Raw genomic sequence first — 19,123 nt, forward strand, 5'->3', positions numbered from 1 at the left:
CGGGGTTCTCGGATAGGTTCTTATTGTTCATTGGAAATTGTCTTGCTGAGATTGACACTTTAACGCCCCTTTCTCGATTGCTTTTGTTTCATTGCGGGATCGGTGTAAGGCAAGTACTTCGGATGGGGAACATAGTTGCCTTTGCCTTTCTCCCAACGGAACGTTTCGCCTTCGACAACGAGATCACGCCGCACGTTGAGTTTGGGTTCTGGATCGGCGAACTCCGTCGGTGCTGAATGCTTCAGCGTGGTGATGACGTCCGTGTACTTCGGATCGGACGCGAGGTTGTTCCACTCGTGCGGATCCTCTTGGACGTTGTACAGTTCTTGGTTCTGGTCGTCGTAGTGGATGAAACGCCAGTCGCGATTGATCACGGTGTATTCACCTGGGTTGATGTAGGGCAGATATACCGTTCGGTCTATTGCGTCGGCGGGATGTTTCAACGTCGATGCCAACGAAACTCCTTCCAAGTTCTGCTGCGGTGCGGGCAAGTCGCATTGCTCAACCAGCGTCGGATAGATGTCAATCAGGCTGACCGTCACGTCAGTCCGAACCCCTTCAGCGACACCGGGCCCTGCCCACACAAACGGCACGTTGGAGGTTCGTTCCCACAAAGTGTGTTTGCCCCACTGGCCTTTTTCGCCAAGGTGGTAACCGTGGTCGCTCCACAGCACGACAATGGTGTTGTCGGCATAGGGGCTTGCTTCGAGTGCGTTTAGAATGCGACCGACCATCGCATCAGCGTAGCTGGTGCACGCGAGGTAACCGTGCAGGGCGTCTTTCCAAGCACCCATGGCAACCAATTTGTCGTAGTGTTGCTTCCTGCGGTTCTGACGTTGTTTGACAATCTTCTTTGGAAGATCGTCCAGGTCATCTTCCTTGAACGCCGGAGTCTCGATGGCATCTCGATCGTACAACTCAAAATACTTCTGCGGACAGTAATTGGGATAATGAGGAGCATAGAAGCCGCAGGCCAGAAAGAACGGCTGGTCGTGTTTTTGCTCTAGTTGATCGACGGCCCAGTTCGCACGCATTGTGTCGGCCATCTCCTCTTCTTCATCATTCGGAATTGCACCCCATTCCAAGAACAACCCGCCGGTGATCTCTTTGCCTTGGTTGTAGATGCTGGCCGGAAAGGGCTGTGGAACCGGCGTGTCGCTGCTCCATGATTCCAGTGCCCAACCGCCTTCCCGTTGAAATTGATTTCGCAGGAAGAACTTTGTCCAACCTCGCTGGTCAATTGCTCCAGCCGGATGATGAAAGAGCTTGCCAGCGCCCAGCGTCGAGTAGCCCGCTTTGGCAAAGCTCATTTGCAGCGATTCAATCTCCGGATGATGCACAAAGTAATTCGGAGTCTCGTAGCATCCGGTCGTCGATGCGTATTGGCCGGAAAAGATGGCTGCTCGACTGGGTGCACAAAACACGCCAGCGGTGTGTGCGTTGGTAAAGCACACGCCACGAGCGGCAAGCCGATCGATGTTGGGTGTGATAGCATTGGGGCGTGAGTCGAGACATCCGACAAAGTCGTTCATGTCGTCGACCGCTAGAAATACGACATTGGGGCGTGCATCGTCTGCAGACAAATGGCCGGCAAGACTTGCGACGAAAACGATGCCGAAGAGGAAATACGTCGGTATGTTCATAAGTGTCATTTGAGTTGAGGTTTTGGTGGTGGACGAGGCAACGAGTTCCCGAATGAAGGACTCGGTGCACCGTCCATCACGTCCTTTTTTGCACGGTTGCAAACACCGCAAGAATCGCGGGTACTTGGACGTCATCTTGATCTCGCAATCTCCTCTTGAGCCGTGCGATAGAGTGTCGAAATTTCGGCTCCGTTGAGCGCTCGGTTGAACAAAGCCACTTCATCGATCCTGCCGTCCCAAACTTGTGTCGCTTTGGCGTCCGTTCCGAACCAGACCTTCTCGGAGTCGCTGGATGCCATTTCGGTGCACGCTGTGGAAGCAACGAGCCTCCCGTCTTCGTAGATCTGCAATTGCTCACCGTCAGCAGTCACAACAATGTGCCGCCAGGTTTTTTGCGGTAGGGCTGAGTTACCTGTGGTGGGCGTGGTCACGAGTCCTGTTGTGAGGGGACTCGTTGCCTTGTCCACCACCGTGGTTGTTGCCGGAGTCATGGCCTCGTCCATCACGATGGTGGTTTGCAGCGTTCCGTTCCTATTGAGAGAGAGACTGAAGTTGCCGCGGTCTCCATCCCGGTTGGTGGCAACCATTGCGCTATGGGCGGGCGCTTCCAGATACACGAACGCGGTTAGCGAGAAGTGTCCCGTGTTGAATGCGGGCGGCGAATCGACGCGCCCGCCGCGACCAATGGAGTCGACTCCGACTCGCAAGGAACCGCCGGCGAAGACACCGTTGGCATGTGCGGGGCGTTTGCCGTCCCCTGTTAAAACGACGCCGGAGTATTCGGGCGGTTCCGACACCAAACCGCGGTCGCGAATTGGCATTCGGTAATAAGCCACGGGCGACAACCGCTTGATCGCGCGGGCGTAGTTCAGCCTCGGTTCATCGAAGTTGCGAATGAATCGGTTGGTTTCGACGGAGATACCAATCAAGTCAGACGCCTCACCAGAAATCCGAACGGCCTCCGACGCGTGAAGATCAACCGACTTGGAAGCGTCACGTTGATTCGATGCCCCCGGATTCACACGCACGAGGCCATCAAACACATGCACCTCGCTCGCACCGCCCTCAACATCAATGGAGAACTCGGTGCCGAAATCAATGACTTCCGCTTCGGGAGTTTCCACGGTGAACCCGATGCCTTGCGGTGGAACGGTGGCTGACAAACGCCCGCTGTGAAGCACAACACGCCGGTCGCTCACCGCATCGAAGCGGGCAGGAGCCTCCATATACACCATGACTCCGCCGCCGAACCGCAGATTCAACAATCCTTTTCGCAACTCATAGTCGCCCATAGGCAGTTGCGGATCGTCCCATTGCTGATCGCCTTTCGTAAGCAATCCACCCACGTTGCGGACGACGGATGCCGCGACGCGATCCTCGCTGGTCGATTGGTCGTCGCGGTGGGGCCGTATGAAGGCGATCAGCAGGCACGCCGCTGTCACCAACCCGGCCGCTATCGCCAGCACTCTCTTTGGTGATCGAATCAAAGACTGCTGATGATTTTGTTTTGTCGAACCGGGAATGATCTCCGAGGCAGCGTTGCTGGCTCCCAACGCATTTGTTTGGATCTGTCGGCGTCGCAGCGATTGCCGCAAGTCTGAATGAAGCTCGGCACGAAGTGCAAACCGCTGAAGATTGGCGGGGTTCTTCAGCCACTGCTCAAACGCTGTGGCTTCTTCGTCGGATGGCTCGCCCGAAAGCATGCGATCGATCAGTTCATCGTCGACTGGCATCACTGATTCTCCAAAGCGGTGCGTCGTTCGATGCAACTGGCAAGTGCCGTACGCACACGCGTAAGCAGGACTCGAACCGAGCCGCTGGTCGATCCGATTTCGCGAGCGATCTCGGCGGCGGAACGTTCTCCGACGTATCGCAAATCGAGCAGCTGACGCGAACGAGGCGGGAGTTCATCCAGACAGGACTCCAGTGCTTCGCGACGTTGGCTACGACCATCCGCCTGCTGAGCGATTGTGTCCGCAAGTTGGCCGAGCACCTCGTCCGAGAAAACGACCCGCGAGCGACCTTGAACTCGGTAAAAATCAATCACCCGAGACTTGGCGATCCACAGCGCCCATCCGACGAAGGTCCGGCCCGAGTCATACTCATCAAACCGACGCGCCAGTTCCTGAGCGATCCGCTGAACAACGTCTTCCGCATCATGGAACCCACTGATCGATGCAAACACATACGCCGAAACGGCTGGCTCAGCATCAAGCCAGCATCGAGTGAAATTTGCCCGTTTCTGATCTTCGTTCATGTGCACGGCCGACGCGGAACAACTGTCTGTTCACCGTATGCCGAACGCGAACAGGAATCGTTAACAAGAATCCAGGAGAACGCCCGATTTTAGTTGATTCCTTGTAGCTACGATCAATCTCGTCGTTCGTGATTCCTCGCCGACACGAACTACCTGATCTCGCTGAAGACCCAAATCGTTCAGCCATTGGGATGATTGGGTGGCTGATGTTGGAATCGTGGATGTCGATGTTTTCCATGACCCAATTGGTTTTTGTTGATCGGCTGTATGCAGATCTGTCGATATCGTTTATCGTGAATGGACGATAGTGTTTCCAGGTAGCGAGAGAGCTCACTTCGGGTTTGCGCGGTTTGGCACCGTTCCCACCGATCGAGGCCAGCGTTTACCCAACGCTTGTCGCATTGCCGCGAAGGCATTTTTTTACACTCGACGAACGTCTATCGCCGATAGACGAAATTGAATAAGGAGCGGAAACGTGAGCGAACAACAAACTTGCCTCTCAGATGAAAAGGGCATTGGTTTCTTTGAACGCTATCTCACCGTTTGGGTGGGGCTTTGCATCGTCGCGGGGATCGCGTTGGGAAAGGTTGCTCCCGGTATCGCCAAGTCGCTCGACGGAATGGCGATCTACGTGAACGAGGCTCCGGTGATTTCGATCCCGATCGCGATATGCCTGTTTTTCATGATGTACCCGATCATGGTCAAGATCGACTTCGGCGAAGTGGTCAAAGCCGGCAAGTCGATTCGCCCCGTTGGTTTGACATTGTTTATCAACTGGGCAATCAAGCCGTTTACGATGTACGCGATCGCCAGCTTTTTCTTGGGAACATTGTTTCTTGGGTTCATTGGTCCGGACGCCGTCGACTATGTGAAAGCTCCCTTGGGTAGCAATCTCGAAGTGGGAGCAACCCATGGTGCCGGTGAGGTGGTGTTGGTGGATGGCGTGAAGATGTTGCAGGTTCCACTTTGGCGGAGCTATTTGGCAGGATGCATCTTGCTTGGCATCGCACCTTGCACAGCGATGGTTTTGGTTTGGGGATTTTTGGCGAAGGGTAACGATGGACACACGCTCGTGATGGTTGCGATCAACTCGCTCACGATGCTCGTTCTTTACGGTGTCTTGGGCGGGTTGCTGCTTGGGGTTGGTCAGCTTCCGGTTCCATGGCAAGCCTTGCTTCTATCGATTGGTGTTTACGTTGCCTTGCCGTTGATCGCTGGTTATCTGTCACGCAAGTGGGTGATAGCGGCGAAGGGCGAGGTTTGGTTTCGCGAGAAGTTCTTGCATTACCTGACACCCGTCACGATCACCGCACTGTTGGCAACGTTAGTGCTTTTGTTTTCGTTCAAAGGTGAGACGATTGTCGAAAACCCACTCACGATTCTTTGGATCGCGATTCCGTTGACGATTCAAACATTGGTCATCTTTGCGCTTGGATACGTGATCAGCAAAGCGTTGGGCTTCACCTACGAATCAGCCGCACCGACGGCGATGATCGGTGCGTCGAATCACTTTGAGGTGGCCATTGCAACATCAACCATGTTGTACGGATTGTCGTCGGGTGCTGCTCTTGCGACCGTTGTGGGCGTGTTGATCGAGGTTCCGTTGATGTTGGCCTTGGTCAAGTTCTGTCTCAAGACACGTGGTTGGTTTGTTTCCGAAACGTCGGGTGCCGCGCTCGAAGCAATCCCAGTCACACCGGATGGGGAGCCAATCCACTGAATGCGATGAATCACAAAGCATGCTTTGGAAAAATGTTTCCAGATCAGATCGGTGTTGGAGAACGTGTCGGAAAAGTCTTTACGGTTCGCATCGACAATCCGGCGGGCATGATGCGTTCAAGACCGAACATCGAGACGGATGTCAAGCAATGGGATGATTGTCGGGAGTGTTCAGAATTTGAAAGTTGCTATCAGCTTTGCATGGCAAAGATTGCCCTCGACGCAACCGTCGCGGCCAAGCATTGAGTGGTTGTTGGTCACTCGCTTGGGCCGGCTGGTGTGAAGGTGTACGCAGTGCGTTGTTGGTCGAGCGAGTTGGAAGTGTGTAAGCGGGAAACCGGACGCTAACGCGTGGCGGCTAATAGGGCGGAGCGGCGATTTGGGTTTTGGTAGTTCGCTCGCCTGAGGATCGTGCGGGGTCGGGCCAGCCGGAGTGGATCGGTCAACAAATAGCGGTGTTTGAGGCGATTTGCGATTTGTATCATCTTTGGAGATTTCTACTCCTCAGGATGACCGGTCATCGCTAATCTTCATTTTGGGCGTCGTTTTTTGACCCCCTTTTCATCTTTTTCCTTAGGAGAGTCTTACATGCAAAGAACTCATCGTGCGCGACCAGGTTTCACTCTGGTGGAGCTGTTGGTTGTGATCGCGATCATTGGTGTTCTCGTCGGCCTGTTGTTGCCAGCCGTTCAAGCCGCCCGCGAGGCCGCACGACGAATGTCGTGCAGCAATAATTTCAAACAAATCGGACTTGCGATTCACAACTACCACAGCGCGTTCAATCAGGTGCCACAGTCTGGCACCGGAACGAAGCAAGAAATCAGCATGACCGACGGCACCAACCAAAGTAACCGGCTCTTTCTCAGCTGGCTGGTTCCGGTTTTGCCCTACATCGAGCAGCAAGGTTTGTGGGAGCAGATTTCAAACCCGAGCACGTTGGTGACGGCGGGGCAAGCATTGCCCGGTAGCGTCAATGGCGCATGGCCTGCGATGGGACCTTGTCCCTGGCAGACGACCTATGTTCCTTGGGTCACTCAAATCCCTGCCTACCGTTGCCCAAGTGACAGCGGACAAGCAAACGGTCCCGGCCAGTTAGCGCGTACGAACTACGCCTGCTCTGTTGGCGACGCGGTCGACCGAGGCAACAACGGTGGCGTCAATGACTTTGGTTTCTTTGGCAACCTGAACAACCGCGACGAAGACTGGGCCGTGACTCGTGCACGTGCTGCCCAGCGTGGGTTTTTCTGGAACCGCAACAAGGTCCAGTTCCGCGACGTTCTCGATGGACTGTCCAACACCATCGCAGCGGGTGAAGTCGTCACGTCGGGTGGCAAACGAGAGGTCAGTGCGGACTTCGTTCGCAACATCACAACGATGTTGGGGCCAAACGAAACGATCTTGATCCCAGCGCGTTGTGCAACGGGTGCCCACATTGATCCGTCACGCCCGCAGTTTTATGACCCGACCGCGAACGTGAGTGATAACCTTTCGCAAGCCAAACATGCACGTTGGGCTGACTCGCGTCCTTACTACACCGCGTTCCACACCATCTTGGCACCCAACAGTGCCAACTGCGTGCACGACGGTGGCGACGGGAATCACTCGGGTGTGATCTCATCGGCAGGCAGTCGCCACGCAGGCGGTGCTCACGTGTTGATGGGCGATGGTGCGGTGAAGTTCATCACCGAGAGCATCGATACCGGCAACTTGGAGCAGAACACTGTCTGCCGCGACTTGCCTGGGCTGCGGCCTGGATCACCGAGCCCATACGGGGTTTGGGGATCTCTCGGTACTCGCGATTCAAAAGAAGTTGTCAGCGAAGAATTCTGATGTCTCGTTGACGTTGAGTGAAATCGGTTTGAAACCTCGCCTGATCATTTTGGGCGAGGTTTCTTGTTTGCACTCAACCTGTTTGGATCGCGTTGATGTGAGGTGAAGTAGACGCAGTGTGTTAGCCGGACATTCGCCACGTCGTGGATGCCCGGAATCATTCGAAATCCATGGCGTTTGGATCCGGGATGGCTCGATCTATTCCACGTCAGTGAAGACCATGTTTATTCCGTCATCGGTGAAGGTGACATCCTGGACGATGCATCCAATCTTGTTGATGACGCGATCTTGATCGATGAGGATCGAGTCAAACTCGATGGGCGTGGGGTCTATGATTGTCGAGTTCTGCTTTTCTCGACTGGCGATCACCGGCACGTTCGGTAGTTTCTTCGGCGTTAGTTCAACGCTCGTCACTCGTGGACTGACGTAGGTCACCGGTTCGAATTGTTGGTAGTAGTTGCGAAGCGCTGTGCTGTCGGGATGACCGGGGACGAGGATGTCCATCGACATGTCCGGCATGCAGATCAATTCCAACGTCTCAAAATTTGTAGAGAGCATGTCGCAGCCAGCGTAAGTGGAGCTTCTTCCATCGCCCATCAACAGATCTGTCCCTAAACCTCCGACGAAGATCACTTGATCGGCATTGACGCTGGTCAGTGTGTCGTCGCCCTCATCACCGTAGAGCAGGAAGATTGCTCGATTTCGGATGTCGGCTGCGGGATCGTCAGAAGGCTCGACCTCGAGCGAGATGTTGTCATTGCCGGAACCACCAGAAACAATGATATTGAGCGGGATCTCCGGTTCAGACGGCGAGTCCTCGTCTTCGTCCTGGGGGCGATTGGGTAGGTCATCCAGGTCGATCCGACCGACGGAACGGCCATCGACGCTAAAGCGAATTCTTTCGTCATCAACCACGATGCGTATTTTGTCGTCGTCACCCGTCCCGACGAGCACAACCGTGTTGGCCATCCAATTTTCATTGAGGTCGATATCTCGAGCCCTTTCCGGCATTATCGGCAACACCTCGCTCAGCATGGGATAGTTGTTGCCAAACGCGTCCGACGATCCGCCGATCGCCAAGAGAAGCAACATTCCGGCAACGATTCGAAAGAAGCGGGATTTCACGTCAGCGCACATCGGTTGGTCCTTTGTCTGGCAGGAGCATGGCTAAGAACTTGTCTCTGCCCGACAAAGCGTTCGCGAATTCGATTTGTTACACCGATTGTCGCAATGATTTTTGCTGCGGAGAAAATAGCCCCGGATTGAATACGGGGAGCGGTTCGGCCCACCGCCGCCGCAGAAGGTTTCTACTTCGCATTTTGGAGCTGTTTTTCGACCAGCCAGATGTTTCTGAATTTCACTTTGGATCCATGTTCCTGCAGCACGATCGGCGAGGTCGGTTCCTCGGGGAAAGCGGCGTACTTGTTGCGACGCAGCGACAGTTTGAAGTCATCGTGAATCAACTTTCCATTGAGCCGCACGGTGACACGCGCGGCACCGTTTTCCGTCATGAAGCCGTTCTTGCCGATCTCGGCGGCTTGGTATTCCAGGTCCACCGTTTGCCACTCGCCAGGGCCAAGTGCGGCGTTCACGTCAGGGGCCCGGATTTGGTAGATCGCGCCGCAGTCACCCAGGCCAGGGCGTTCTTTGTCGGCGCTGTGGAGGACTTGCAACTCGTACAACGGGCCGAAGAAGATTCCGCTGTTCCCGCTGCCTTCCTCGGGCAACTGAAACTCTAGGTGCAAACGATAGTCACCGAACGTTTGCTTCGTGCAAAGAAACTGCTTGCGTCGCTTGCCGTCAATTTCAAACGCGATCTCCATCGCGTCGCCATCCACCATTTTCCATTGCACTTCCTGTTGATCGTCGTTGGGATTGATCCACTGCCACGAGAACGGTTTCCAGGCATCGAAGCCTGAACCGTCGAACAGCACGACGGCGCCGGCAGGTGGTTCCTGCCCGAGTGTCGATGTCGAGGTGTTGTCCGCGGAAACCACCGTTCCAGTTGCGGTCGCAAGGATTCCGCTCAACAGAAACAAACGAACAAACATGCTTCTTGAAATCATCTTCATAACCTTGAGAGGTGAGATCGCTTCGGTCAAGTCACTTGGTCGTCCGTGGCTCGTTGAGCCATTGGCTCAGCTCTGCACTCAGTGACGCGACCAGATCGGGATGCTCGACGAGCACGTTGTGTTTCTCGTTGGGGTCGGTGTCCACGTCAAACAATTCGACCGGTTTGCCTTTGAATGCGAGCAGCTTCCAGTTCCCACGCCTCACCACTTCGGTCGCGAATGGCTTGGGTTTGGGAGTGTGACGCTGAAGCGATTTGTAGAGATCCAATTGCCAGAACACGGTGCCTCTTTCTTCGTCGCTCGGCGGGGGGCCTCCCTTCCAATGCGGCAACAGACTCAGTCCATCCAAGGACAATTCGCCGGGCACGTCGACACCGGCTGCGTCGCAGAAGGAGGGCAATAGATCGTTCGTGTGGCCAAACGCCTGCGATGTTTGGCCCGGTGGAATGGTGGCTGGCCAACGCACGATCATCGGCACGCGAATGCCTCCGTCATGCAGGTCGGTTTTGCCACCTTTCAAGTCGTGAATGAAGCCTTCAAAAGCAGCGCCGTTGTCGCTGGTGAAAAGGACCAGCGTGTTGTCGGCGATCTTCAGTTCATCGAGCTTCTGAAGGATCTCGCCAACTTTGGCGTCCATGTGCTGGACCATCGACCGGAAGCGGTGTTGATCGTCGCTGATCCCGGCCGCAGCGGTGTCGGACCAATGCGGCTCGGGAGCCGGTTCATAAGGTTTGTGGGGAACGAGCCACCACATGTTGATGAAAAAGGGAGCGTCTTCGTTCGAGAGCTTCTCGATCATCTCGACCGCGAAATCTCCGTTGGCATCGGTGAAGTGTTTGGGATAGTACGGATCGTCTTCGCTGATTTGTTGGTCGTTGCGAAGAAGGACCGTTCCGCCTTTCCGGAAGAGCGTTTTGTCACGCCCCATTTTGCCGCGAAGTGGTTGTTGCTCGATCTGCGTTTGATAGAAATCGAACCCGTGTTGGCGAGGGCCGGGCTGGTTGGTCAAGCGTTTTCCTGTTTCGTCAACGTGCAGTCCGCCGAGATGCCATTTGCCAACGTGCGCTGTGTTGTAACCAGCGTCGCTCAAAAGTTCGGCCACCGTCGTCGCGGATTCGGGCAGCCATCCGTTTCGGTCATTGAAGTGTTTCGTGATTCCAAATCGCAGCGGATAACGACCGGTCAGCACCGAGGCTCGCGTCGGCGAACAAACAGCCGAACCGGCGTAGAAGCGATCGCACTTCAAGCCTTCACTCGCGAGCCGATCCAGATGAGGTGTCTTGACGGCGGGGCTGCCAAAACACGACAGGTCTCCGTAGCCAAGGTCGTCCGCCAGCAGCAGGATGATGTTGGGGCGACCGGCGGCGTGAAGCAGCGTTGCGTTGGCCAGAAAGACAACGGCGATGCAGGCAATCGCCAGCGAGTGGATGAGAGGTTTCATGTGTGGGACGTGGATGATGTGGGAGTGCAGCTTGAGACCGGCAGTATTGGGGGACTCATTTGCCCGAATGAGACGACTTGCCTTTGCGAGCGGATGGTGCGGGCACGGGCGGCTTCGTCGGACGAACATCTAACGGATCGAAGAACCGCATGTTTGTTCCGACTCGGTCGAAGTCGCCGAGGTCTTCTCGCATCGATTCAGCTAGCCCCAGCAGTCTTTCAACGACCTGTGGATTTTCGGCCGCCACGTTCGTTGTTTCGCCCAAGTCGTTCTGCAAATCAACCAGGAAGGGACTCTCAAAACCGATTCGGTCCTTGGGAGCGATGTGCGAATTGCGACCGAACGGGGCAACTCCGATCGGTTCTTTTTCGCGGGGCAAATGGAGCTTCCATTTGCCCTGCCGAACGGCCTGCAGATGGACTCGCAGGTAATAGAAGAACGCCTTGTCAGGATCGGCTTGGTCAAATTCACCGTGAAAGAGATGACGGATGTCTTCCCCGTCGATCACTCGATCGGATGGAACATCGGCTCCGGCGAGAGCAGCCAAGGTTGGCATCACGTCCATGGTCGTCGCAATCGAATCGCAAACCGTCCCCGCAGGCACTTTGCCTGGTCCCCAAAGAATCGCGGGGACTCGCACGCCACCTTCGAAAGAGGACACCTTGCCGCTTCGTAGCGGACCAGCGGATCCGCCGTGATCACGTGGGCGATGACCGTCCACATGCCCTTTGTTCTTGACCAACCAAGGACCATTGTCGCTGGTGAAAAGAACGTAGGTGTTGTCGGCGAGCTTCAATTCGCTGAGTGTGTCCAGGATCCTGCCGACGTTGAAATCGATCTCTTCAATGACATCGCCATACAGGCCACGTTTGCTTTTGCCTTTGAACGCTTTGGATGCATCCAACCGCGTGTGCGGCATCGTATGAGGGATGTAGACAAAGAATGGTTGGTCTTGGTTCTGTTCGATGAACGAGATGGCTTCGTCGGTGTAACGCTGAGTCAACGTCGCCATGTCGGAATCAGGCTCGATCAGCTCTTTGTTGCGGTACAGATTCGCCACACGGTCATTGCTGGTGGGTGTTCCGTAGAAGTAGTCAAATCCCTGGCCGGTCGGAAGCAAATCGGGGAAGAAGTCGGTCTGCGTGTGTTTGGCGAGATCCCATTTGCCAAAGCAAGCCGTGGCGTAGCCTTTTGTTTTCAGCACTTCCGCGATTGTGATTTCATCTTCGTGCAGGATCGGATGAATCTGCTTGGTGTGCCCTCGTTCCGCCACCCGCAACGGGTAGCAACCGGTCATCAAGGCGGCTCGCGATGGTCCGCAGATGGGTTGTGCGTAGAAGCTGGTGAACTTCATGCCTTCCTTTGCCATCGCATCCAACCGCGGTGTGCGAATGTCAGGCGATCCGAAGCAACCAACGTCCTGGTAGCCTTGGTCGTCGGTGAAGATCACAACAAAGTTCGGCGGCCCGGCGGCCGCGATTCCCTGCAACAGGCACACGCAAATCAGGGCTTGGAGTTGGAGCTTCATGGAGGACCGGTCGGCTTGGTGAGTGAGCAGGAAAGAGCGGGAATGGCAACGTTGAACATTTGAGCGTTCGGTTGCGGGTGATGGCTTCCGGGCAATCACAGGCTGGAAGCCTATGCCACTTATTTGAGGATGGGGCCGGCGATTTTTTCCCCGTTGGTGGTGAGAAGCTGGAAGTGGTGAACGCCGACCTTTTGGCCGTCGCGGTAGGTCCACACGACTTGCTTGTCTCGTGTCACTTCCATGAGTTTGGGTGCGTCCACGTCAGCTCGGCCGCCCGCGTAGCTGGTGATGACGATATTCCCATTTGGCAACACTTGGGCTCCGCAGGGGTCTTGCAGCCATGCACCGGGAAGGTCTTCGTTGGTCAACGTCCAGATGACGTTTCCGTCAGCGTCGAAGTCGATCACTCGGTTGCCATGGGTGCAGCAAACAAGTGTCTGTCCATCGCCATGTCGAATGGCAGTGAATGGCCATGTGTGGATCTTGTGATCGGTGTCACCCGGGACGGTTGTGTCTAATTTGCTAAGGACCTCTCCTTCTGGCGAATAGTGGAAAACGGCGAAGTCCAAAAGGTGAGGAGCGAGGTAGGTTCCGTCGGCAAGCTTGCGAGCCATCCGAGTCTGCATGTGATGGTTCTTCTTCTGGCACGCCAGCGGGAACTCTAGAATCACCTCGCCGGTGGCACTGATTTCGAGCAATCTGGGGTCGTTGCCCGCTTCCGTGATGACAAACGTGCCGTCGGCGGTTGGCTGAGCGCTGTTGACTTCGCTTTGGGTGCCTTTCCAAATCAACGTCTCTTTTCCGTCAGGAGCGATTTGGACGACGGCTCCTCCGCGATGACGTTTGGATTTGTTGACTGTCAGAATGATCGTGCCATCGTCGAGCACGTAGCCATCGCGTGTTGCGGACGGATAGGTCCAACTTGCCTCGCCGTCGGCTCCCATGATGTATGTCTTTTGCCCGCAGGCAAGGAAGCTGTGGGTGACGTCCTGAGCCTTGGCAGAGTTGCCCGCGACGGAGCAGCCGAGTACGCAGCACAGGAGTGCGATCAATCGATGGGGATGACTCATGTGGGTTCCGTCTGCGGAGGGGACTTGGCGGGATGACGTATCAGAGAACAGCGGCGGGCGAAGGGAACGACCGTTCGCCCTCGTCGCATTCCGGTCTCTCCAACGCCACGATCGAAAGCCCACCAGTCTATCTCAGATGAAAGTCCGAAGTGGAGTTGCTCGCAATTTCTCGCGGAGGAGCGTTTCATCCTGTCGTCCCGTTGGGACTGGGCGTGATGGCACCAGCCACGAAGTGGTGACAGGATGCCCGAGCGCGCAACAGCCACGAAGTGGCGACAGGTTGTAGCCATTGGCGCGAGCCAATGGAGATCGAGACAAACGAGATATCGAGAAGTCCCGAAGGGACGGCAGGTCGTCCAATCCTGTCACCCCGCTGGGGCTTGGCGTGTTGGGTGGGATCTCGGATCCACGAGCTGACGCTCGTGGCTACAGCATGTCGTCCCGTTGGGACTGAGGGCGTGCGCGACATGGCGACGTGTTACCCGAGCACGCAATAGCCACGAAGTTGCGACAGGTTGTAGCCCTTGGCGTTAGCCAATGGATATCGAGACAAACGAGATCTCGAGAAGTCCCGAAGGGACGGCAGGTCGTACCATCCTGTCACCCCGTTGGGACTTGGCGCGTTGGACGGGGTCCTTGGGGCCACGAACTGACGCTCGTGGCTACAGCATGTCGTCCCGTTGGGACTGGGCGTGATGGCTACAACGTGTCGTCCCGTGGGACTGGGCGAGCGCGCACCAGCCACGACGTGGCGATAGGATGGAGGCATCGGCCTCAGCCCGTGGATCCCCCTGTCAGACAAGAAGGTTGATCATGTCGACGTTCACGAATCTTTTGTTCCATCTGATCTACAGCACGAAGTATCGCAAGCCAGCGATTCGGTCCGAATGGCAGGATGAACTGCATGGGTACATGGGCGGGATTGTCCGGGACCAGAAAGGGACGTTGCTGAGGATTGGCGGCGTCGACGATCACATTCACATGCTCGCGAAATTGAGCCCCACCATCGCCATCTCGGATGTGTTGCGCACGATCAAATCCAATTCGTCGAAATGGATCAACGAGCGATCGGACGTCCACCGAAAATTTGAATGGCAATCCGGGTACGCCGCGTTTTCCGTCAGCGAATCACAAGCACCTGCCGTCGCCGAATACATCGCGAACCAGGCGGAACACCATCGCAAGAAAACGTTCGAAGACGAGTTCCTCTCGATCTTGAAGCGGCACCGCATCGAATACGACCCACGGTATGTTTTCGAACGCGAAATCATCGCGTGATCTGTTCGCCGGCCCAGCCACGAAGTGGCGACAGGATGTAGCCATTGGCGTGAGCCGATGGAGATCGGGCGACACGAGATCGAGAAGTCCCGAAGGGACGGCAGGTCGTACTGTTTGACGGGCACGCCCCTGCCACTGGCCGCGAATGTGGCCTGCACGGACTACAGCGTCGCCAAAGGAGGCAACTTCGTCGCGTATCAGTGGGATGGCGAACAAGTGCTCTTAGCAAAGAAGCTTCATTGGGTCGAGCAAACGCCCTGATGCACTCTTGCCGGCAGCATCGCGTGCGACCAACACGACAGCAAATTCCAATGGACCGGAACCAACCACTCCGACCGAGGTCAAAGCGACCAGAATGCTGGTTCGCGACGAATTGCCAGCCGAGCGGCGAGGATGCCACTGTCCAGTTGCAGGCAAATCACCTGGAGCCTCTTGCACTTCGGGCCAGAGCGTCCCTTGACTCAGCGAAAGCTTTCGCTTTAGGATAGCGAAAACTTTCGCTATCAGACGACGCGTTTGGATTTCAGATGGTCCGCTCTTCCAGTGCTTCCCCGACCGATGTCGAACTGCAAATTTTGCGGGTGCTGTGGGAACACGGTGCCTGCGGTGTGGGGGTGATTCACGAGCACCTGTCTCGTGAACGAGGCACCAACTACTCGACCACCATGAAAATGTTGTCGGTCATGTTGGGCAAAGGCCTGGTCAAGCGGGACGAGACACAACGTCCCCATTTGTATCGAGCGGCTTGGAGCCGCGAGCGAACGGGCAAGGGCTTGCTAAAAGATTTGGCGACCAAGGTGTTTGAAGGATCCGTGTCGAGCTTGGTTCTCAACGCACTTTCGAACAGCAAGGCAAGCCAAAGCGACATCGAAGAGATCCGTCAGATCCTCACTGAAATGGAGAACCGCAGCGATGAATAGTTGGATGGAATCAACTTGGGCAACACAACTGGGATGGGTGTTGCTCAACAGCGTTTGGCAATTTGCATTGATCGCGATCGGTATTGCCGCCGTCCGTTCTTTGTTGCCCTTCTCAGCCAAACGTCGTCATCGTTTGGCGTGCTTGGGAATGCTGGCTGTGGGACTGTGTCCGTTGGCAACGTGGTTCGTGCTATCGCGTTCAGCCGATCCCCTGACCTTGATGCGCAACCTACCAATCCGGTTGGATTTCGAGACGAGCTGGCATCTGCAGGTGTTGGTACCCGGCTGGCTCGTTGGGATCGCGATCTTTTCGACACGCCCAATCTTGGGTTGGTGGTCGCAGAGAAAACTGTTGAGCGAAGCAACGAGCGATATCCCAGATCATTTGGCTGAATCGATTGCCCGAGCATTGAACCGAGTCGGTCTTCAACGCGCCGTGCAGTTCAAGTTGATTGCAAATCACATGAGCCCGATGGTAACGGGATGGCTTCGGCCCACCGTGTTGGTGCCGGTTTCAATGCTAACAACGTTGTCGCCTCAAGAATTGGATCTGTTGATCGTTCATGAGTTGCTGCATGTGCGACGGCATGATTGTTTGATCAATGCGATCCAGGTCCTCATGGAGACGGTCTTCTTCTACCACCCGGCGGTTTGGTGGTTGTCGCGAGAGATCCGCGTTTCCCGAGAGTTTTGCTGTGATGACAGCATCAGTGAATCACGCGAAGAACGTTTGAACTACTGCCGAGCACTGTTGAAATTGGAGACCTCACGCATGCCCAACTCGGTGTTTGCATTGGCGGCTCGAGACGGCGAATTGCTCCGGCGTATCCGCCGGTTGTCGCTCGACTTGGAACCATCGTTGGGCTGCTCGCCGGTGGCCTCACTTGCGTCCGGCTCTTTGGTGGCTTCGATTGTTTTCGTCTTGCTGCTCGCACCAATGACGGTCGAACATCCGGCTTCCGTTGCCGTTGCTCATGAACCGCCAGTGGCTCCGTTGCCCGAGGCGGTCTCTGTATTGGAATCGACAGTCGAGACAGACGACGCGAGCACGAGCGTTCCCTATCTCAAACAAGAAAGCTGGAAGCTCAAGCTCGATGAGTGCATCTCGATCGCGATTCAGAATCGGTTCGAGCGGAACCCCGACCTGAGCAAATTGGATGACGTTTCGCGTGAGGTCCTCGTGCGAAATTTGGCAAGAGACATCGAAAACGCATACTGGGACTTGTACGCAGCCCATCAGGTTTCAGCCTCCATCCTGAAAGGGCATGGAAAAGCGGTGCAGATTGCGGAAGTAACCGGGCAACGAGTGAAGCAAGGGACTTGCACACTTCAAGAGCTCGCACAGGCAGAAGGGTTGGCGACAAAGCTTCAAACGAAGCTCGACGAATCCATTTCAGGAACAAAACAACCGGGACCTGAAAAAATTGGATTGTTGGAAAGAGAGAAAATGCTCCGAGAATTGATGGGTGCTGCTTCTTCGAACGACACGGTGATTCATCCGATTGACGATCCAGTGCGACAACCAACCCAGTACGAATTTGCTACCAGTGCTCGAAAGATGATTGAAACCATTCCCGAGCTACGCGAGAGTCGAACGCGAATCGAGCAACAGGAAGCGGAAGTTGCAGCGGCGAAAGCAGAACTAGCGAAAGAAGTCGACGTCGAAGTGCTTGAACGCTTTCTCACCCCAGTTGAGGGCGGTGATGCGCTCGAGCAACTCAAAGAACTTCGTGATCGATCAAAATTAGCAACCATCAATCGAGAAGACTCGCAGGTGCCGTTCGCATCGAGACGCGAACTGGCAAGAATTCGGAATGCTGCGCTTCGTATCGCTCGAGAGAATTCCAAACTAAAGGAGGATGAGCGGCTGCTGACAAGCAAGTTGAGCGAGGCGATCAGGAAGACGAATCAGCAGTACCAACTCTACGAAGCCAATCGTGAACAGTGTGTGGCGATCTACAATGAATCGAGTGCGAGGGCAGCGGCGTTTGAAGTTGGAATCACACCGGTGAATGCGGTTCTTCAATGCCGAGAGAAATACGTGCATTGCGAGATTGATTTCTGGCGAGCGATCGCAGAATACAACAAAGCCGAACGCTATGTCTCTTATTTGGACGGGACGCTGCTGGCTGAACTTCGATCTAAATGGAACTGACACATTCAGCCACCAGCTTGGATGGCGACGGGTTACTGCGAGAGCGGAGCGAATTCGAGTTCACCGTCGACGTCCGCATCGCTGGTCGGGCCGCCGCGATTGCTTTGGGCGTCTTGCGTGTTGAGGTAGTCGCTCAGGCCGGCGTCTTGGTCCGCCGGAATGTTATCCGGCTCCACGATACCTCCCACTTGTGAGCGTTCGTTTGCCAATCGCATCCAGCCGACACTGCCGGGAGGAATCATGGCGTCGTGAACCAGCGCCATGGGTTTGGCGGTGACGTACTCAGGGTTGCGGCATGCACGGTTGCATCCGGAACAACGTTCGCAAGGACGGCTGCCTCGCCAAAACATCAGCTCATCCAAACAGCTTCGCGACGCGACGAAAACGCGATCACCGGGTTGGATCTGATAGTTCGTCGCCGTGTTTCCCATTTGAACGATTTCGCGGTAGCAAACAGGCAACGTAACGCGGCATTCACAGGGATCGGTTGGCCGAGCCAACAGGATTTGGCACGGATTGGCGCTGGATGTCAAACCGCCCGCTGACACGATTGCATCGAGCACGGTTTCAGAGCCAGACAGCGGATATGCCCCTGGGGCGTTGACTTCACCCAGCACATAAAAGCGATCGACTGGTTCGAGAAGCCGAACGTTGACTGCGATGGCGTCGCAATCCTCGGGCAGCGGTTCCGGTCGGTTCGATTCCGAACCTTTTTCGCTGGCTGCTTGCTCGTTGGCGAATTGTTTGCAGTCGGATTCCTGCTGACGAATCTGGTAAGCGATCTGTTGCTCGATGAGCGATTCCGCCTGCTCGAGATCGCGGCCGGCGACGATGACGCGTCCGTAAGGCCCCAGGTCCAATGTTCCGTCCGCCAAGACGACTTGGTCGGCCGGCAATCGCAGATCGCGTTCCAGATTGATGGGCTCGATCAACAGTGCGTCACCCGGCTGCAAGGCTCGCGCTGGCAAGACTTGCTTGGCATTCTCGCGAGCGATTCCGCCGGGAATTCGAGAGGCGTTGAGCACCTCCTTTGCTTCGCTGGTGAGCGTCGCGCCGGACGGATACAGCGACAGCCCCAGCGTGCTGCAGCCGGTGCTGGTCATTGCGAGCAAGCAACCAAGCGTGAACAGAATCTGATGACCAGAACAACTCATCCTATTACCTCTTGCCGTGGAATCCTTTCCCTACGAACAATCGGCTCAAAGAACAG

Annotated in this window: 15 protein-coding genes; 6 read left to right on the top strand and 9 right to left on the bottom strand. The window is 55.7% G+C overall.

Annotated elements, in window-relative coordinates; genetic code table 11:
* Positions 1-59 precede the first annotated feature (59 nt).
* From B2R17_RS13645 to B2R17_RS13655, 3 genes are all read right to left on the bottom strand, one after another.
* A complete protein-coding gene (locus tag B2R17_RS13645; RefSeq protein ID WP_286764419.1) occupies positions 60-1,643 on the bottom strand; it encodes a sulfatase in 1,584 nt (527 codons plus the stop codon).
* Positions 1,644-1,774: 131 nt separating this feature from the next.
* Positions 1,775-3,376: a LamG-like jellyroll fold domain-containing protein gene (locus tag B2R17_RS13650; RefSeq protein WP_286764420.1), complete on the bottom strand. Its 1,602-nt coding sequence runs from the start codon at positions 3,374-3,376 to the stop codon at positions 1,775-1,777.
* Complete coding sequence (locus B2R17_RS13655) at positions 3,376-3,900, bottom strand: sigma-70 family RNA polymerase sigma factor (RefSeq protein WP_099260728.1); 525 nt, start codon at positions 3,898-3,900, stop codon at positions 3,376-3,378. Before B2R17_RS13655 ends, B2R17_RS13650 begins: the two co-directional genes overlap by 1 nt.
* A gap of 475 nt (positions 3,901-4,375) precedes the next feature.
* On the opposite strand from B2R17_RS13655, the gene arsB reads away from it, so the two are divergent.
* The gene (gene arsB, locus B2R17_RS13660; protein WP_008666637.1) at positions 4,376-5,620 is read left to right on the top strand and encodes an ACR3 family arsenite efflux transporter; all 1,245 of its coding nucleotides are present in this window, start codon (positions 4,376-4,378) and stop codon (positions 5,618-5,620) included.
* A 587-nt stretch (positions 5,621-6,207) separates the two neighbouring features.
* A complete protein-coding gene (locus tag B2R17_RS13665; RefSeq protein WP_037251243.1) occupies positions 6,208-7,449 on the top strand; it encodes a DUF1559 domain-containing protein in 1,242 nt (413 codons plus the stop codon).
* A 198-nt stretch (positions 7,450-7,647) separates the two neighbouring features.
* On the opposite strand, the gene B2R17_RS13670 is transcribed toward B2R17_RS13665, so the two are convergent.
* From B2R17_RS13670 to B2R17_RS13690, 5 genes are all read right to left on the bottom strand, one after another.
* Entirely contained in the window at positions 7,648-8,541 is an 894-nt protein-coding gene (locus B2R17_RS13670; RefSeq protein WP_286764421.1) for a hypothetical protein, read from the bottom strand.
* 215 nt (positions 8,542-8,756) lie between these two features.
* A complete protein-coding gene (locus B2R17_RS13675; protein WP_051073349.1) occupies positions 8,757-9,500 on the bottom strand; it encodes a 3-keto-disaccharide hydrolase in 744 nt (247 codons plus the stop codon).
* Positions 9,501-9,552: 52 nt separating this feature from the next.
* Positions 9,553-10,962 (bottom strand): sulfatase family protein, encoded by a 1,410-nt coding sequence (locus B2R17_RS13680; RefSeq protein WP_008666650.1) that lies wholly within the window; start codon positions 10,960-10,962, stop codon positions 9,553-9,555.
* Positions 10,963-11,017: 55 nt separating this feature from the next.
* Positions 11,018-12,490, bottom strand: a complete 1,473-nt coding sequence (locus tag B2R17_RS13685) for a sulfatase family protein (protein ID WP_286764422.1) — start codon at positions 12,488-12,490, stop codon at positions 11,018-11,020.
* Between the two features lie 119 nt (positions 12,491-12,609).
* The gene (locus B2R17_RS13690) at positions 12,610-13,560 is read right to left on the bottom strand and encodes a hypothetical protein (protein WP_286764423.1); all 951 of its coding nucleotides are present in this window, start codon (positions 13,558-13,560) and stop codon (positions 12,610-12,612) included.
* A gap of 813 nt (positions 13,561-14,373) precedes the next feature.
* On the opposite strand from B2R17_RS13690, the gene tnpA reads away from it, so the two are divergent.
* The 4 genes from tnpA (at position 14,374) to B2R17_RS13710 (ending at position 17,913) form a co-directional block, all read left to right on the top strand.
* Entirely contained in the window at positions 14,374-14,838 is a 465-nt protein-coding gene (tnpA, locus tag B2R17_RS13695) for an IS200/IS605 family transposase (protein WP_008666656.1), read from the top strand.
* Positions 14,839-14,952: 114 nt separating this feature from the next.
* Positions 14,953-15,099, top strand: a complete 147-nt coding sequence (locus B2R17_RS13700; protein ID WP_286764424.1) for a hypothetical protein — start codon at positions 14,953-14,955, stop codon at positions 15,097-15,099.
* 266 nt (positions 15,100-15,365) lie between these two features.
* Complete coding sequence (locus B2R17_RS13705) at positions 15,366-15,758, top strand: BlaI/MecI/CopY family transcriptional regulator (protein WP_286764425.1); 393 nt, start codon at positions 15,366-15,368, stop codon at positions 15,756-15,758.
* Complete coding sequence (locus B2R17_RS13710; protein ID WP_286764426.1) at positions 15,751-17,913, top strand: M56 family metallopeptidase; 2,163 nt, start codon at positions 15,751-15,753, stop codon at positions 17,911-17,913. The genes B2R17_RS13705 and B2R17_RS13710 overlap by 8 nt, the downstream gene beginning before the upstream one ends.
* A 32-nt stretch (positions 17,914-17,945) precedes the next feature.
* Here B2R17_RS13710 and B2R17_RS13715 read toward each other — a convergent pair whose 3' ends face one another.
* Positions 17,946-19,067, bottom strand: coding sequence for a polysaccharide biosynthesis/export family protein (locus B2R17_RS13715; RefSeq protein WP_008664249.1), 1,122 nt, complete (start codon positions 19,065-19,067; stop codon positions 17,946-17,948).
* Positions 19,068-19,123 lie beyond the last annotated feature (56 nt).

This window comes from Rhodopirellula sp. UBA1907, assembly GCF_002337565.1.
Classification (GTDB): Bacteria; Planctomycetota; Planctomycetia; order Pirellulales; family Pirellulaceae; genus Rhodopirellula; species Rhodopirellula europaea.

Coding starts and splice junctions, on each gene's coding strand:
- B2R17_RS13645 (WP_286764419.1), bottom strand. CDS start 1,643: ATGAACATACCGACGTATTTCCTCTTCGGCATCGTTTTCGTCGCAAGT.
- B2R17_RS13650 (WP_286764420.1), bottom strand. CDS start 3,376: ATGCCAGTCGACGATGAACTGATCGATCGCATGCTTTCGGGCGAGCCA.
- B2R17_RS13655 (WP_099260728.1), bottom strand. CDS start 3,900: ATGAACGAAGATCAGAAACGGGCAAATTTCACTCGATGCTGGCTTGAT.
- B2R17_RS13665 (WP_037251243.1), top strand. CDS start 6,208: ATGCAAAGAACTCATCGTGCGCGACCAGGTTTCACTCTGGTGGAGCTG.
- B2R17_RS13670 (WP_286764421.1), bottom strand. CDS start 8,541: ATGTTGCTTCTCTTGGCGATCGGCGGATCGTCGGACGCGTTTGGCAAC.
- B2R17_RS13675 (WP_051073349.1), bottom strand. CDS start 9,500: ATGTTTGTTCGTTTGTTTCTGTTGAGCGGAATCCTTGCGACCGCAACT.
- B2R17_RS13680 (WP_008666650.1), bottom strand. CDS start 10,962: ATGAAACCTCTCATCCACTCGCTGGCGATTGCCTGCATCGCCGTTGTC.
- B2R17_RS13685 (WP_286764422.1), bottom strand. CDS start 12,490: ATGAAGCTCCAACTCCAAGCCCTGATTTGCGTGTGCCTGTTGCAGGGA.
- B2R17_RS13690 (WP_286764423.1), bottom strand. CDS start 13,560: ATGAGTCATCCCCATCGATTGATCGCACTCCTGTGCTGCGTACTCGGC.
- tnpA (WP_008666656.1), top strand. CDS start 14,374: ATGTCGACGTTCACGAATCTTTTGTTCCATCTGATCTACAGCACGAAG.
- B2R17_RS13705 (WP_286764425.1), top strand. CDS start 15,366: ATGGTCCGCTCTTCCAGTGCTTCCCCGACCGATGTCGAACTGCAAATT.
- B2R17_RS13710 (WP_286764426.1), top strand. CDS start 15,751: ATGAATAGTTGGATGGAATCAACTTGGGCAACACAACTGGGATGGGTG.
- B2R17_RS13715 (WP_008664249.1), bottom strand. CDS start 19,067: ATGAGTTGTTCTGGTCATCAGATTCTGTTCACGCTTGGTTGCTTGCTC.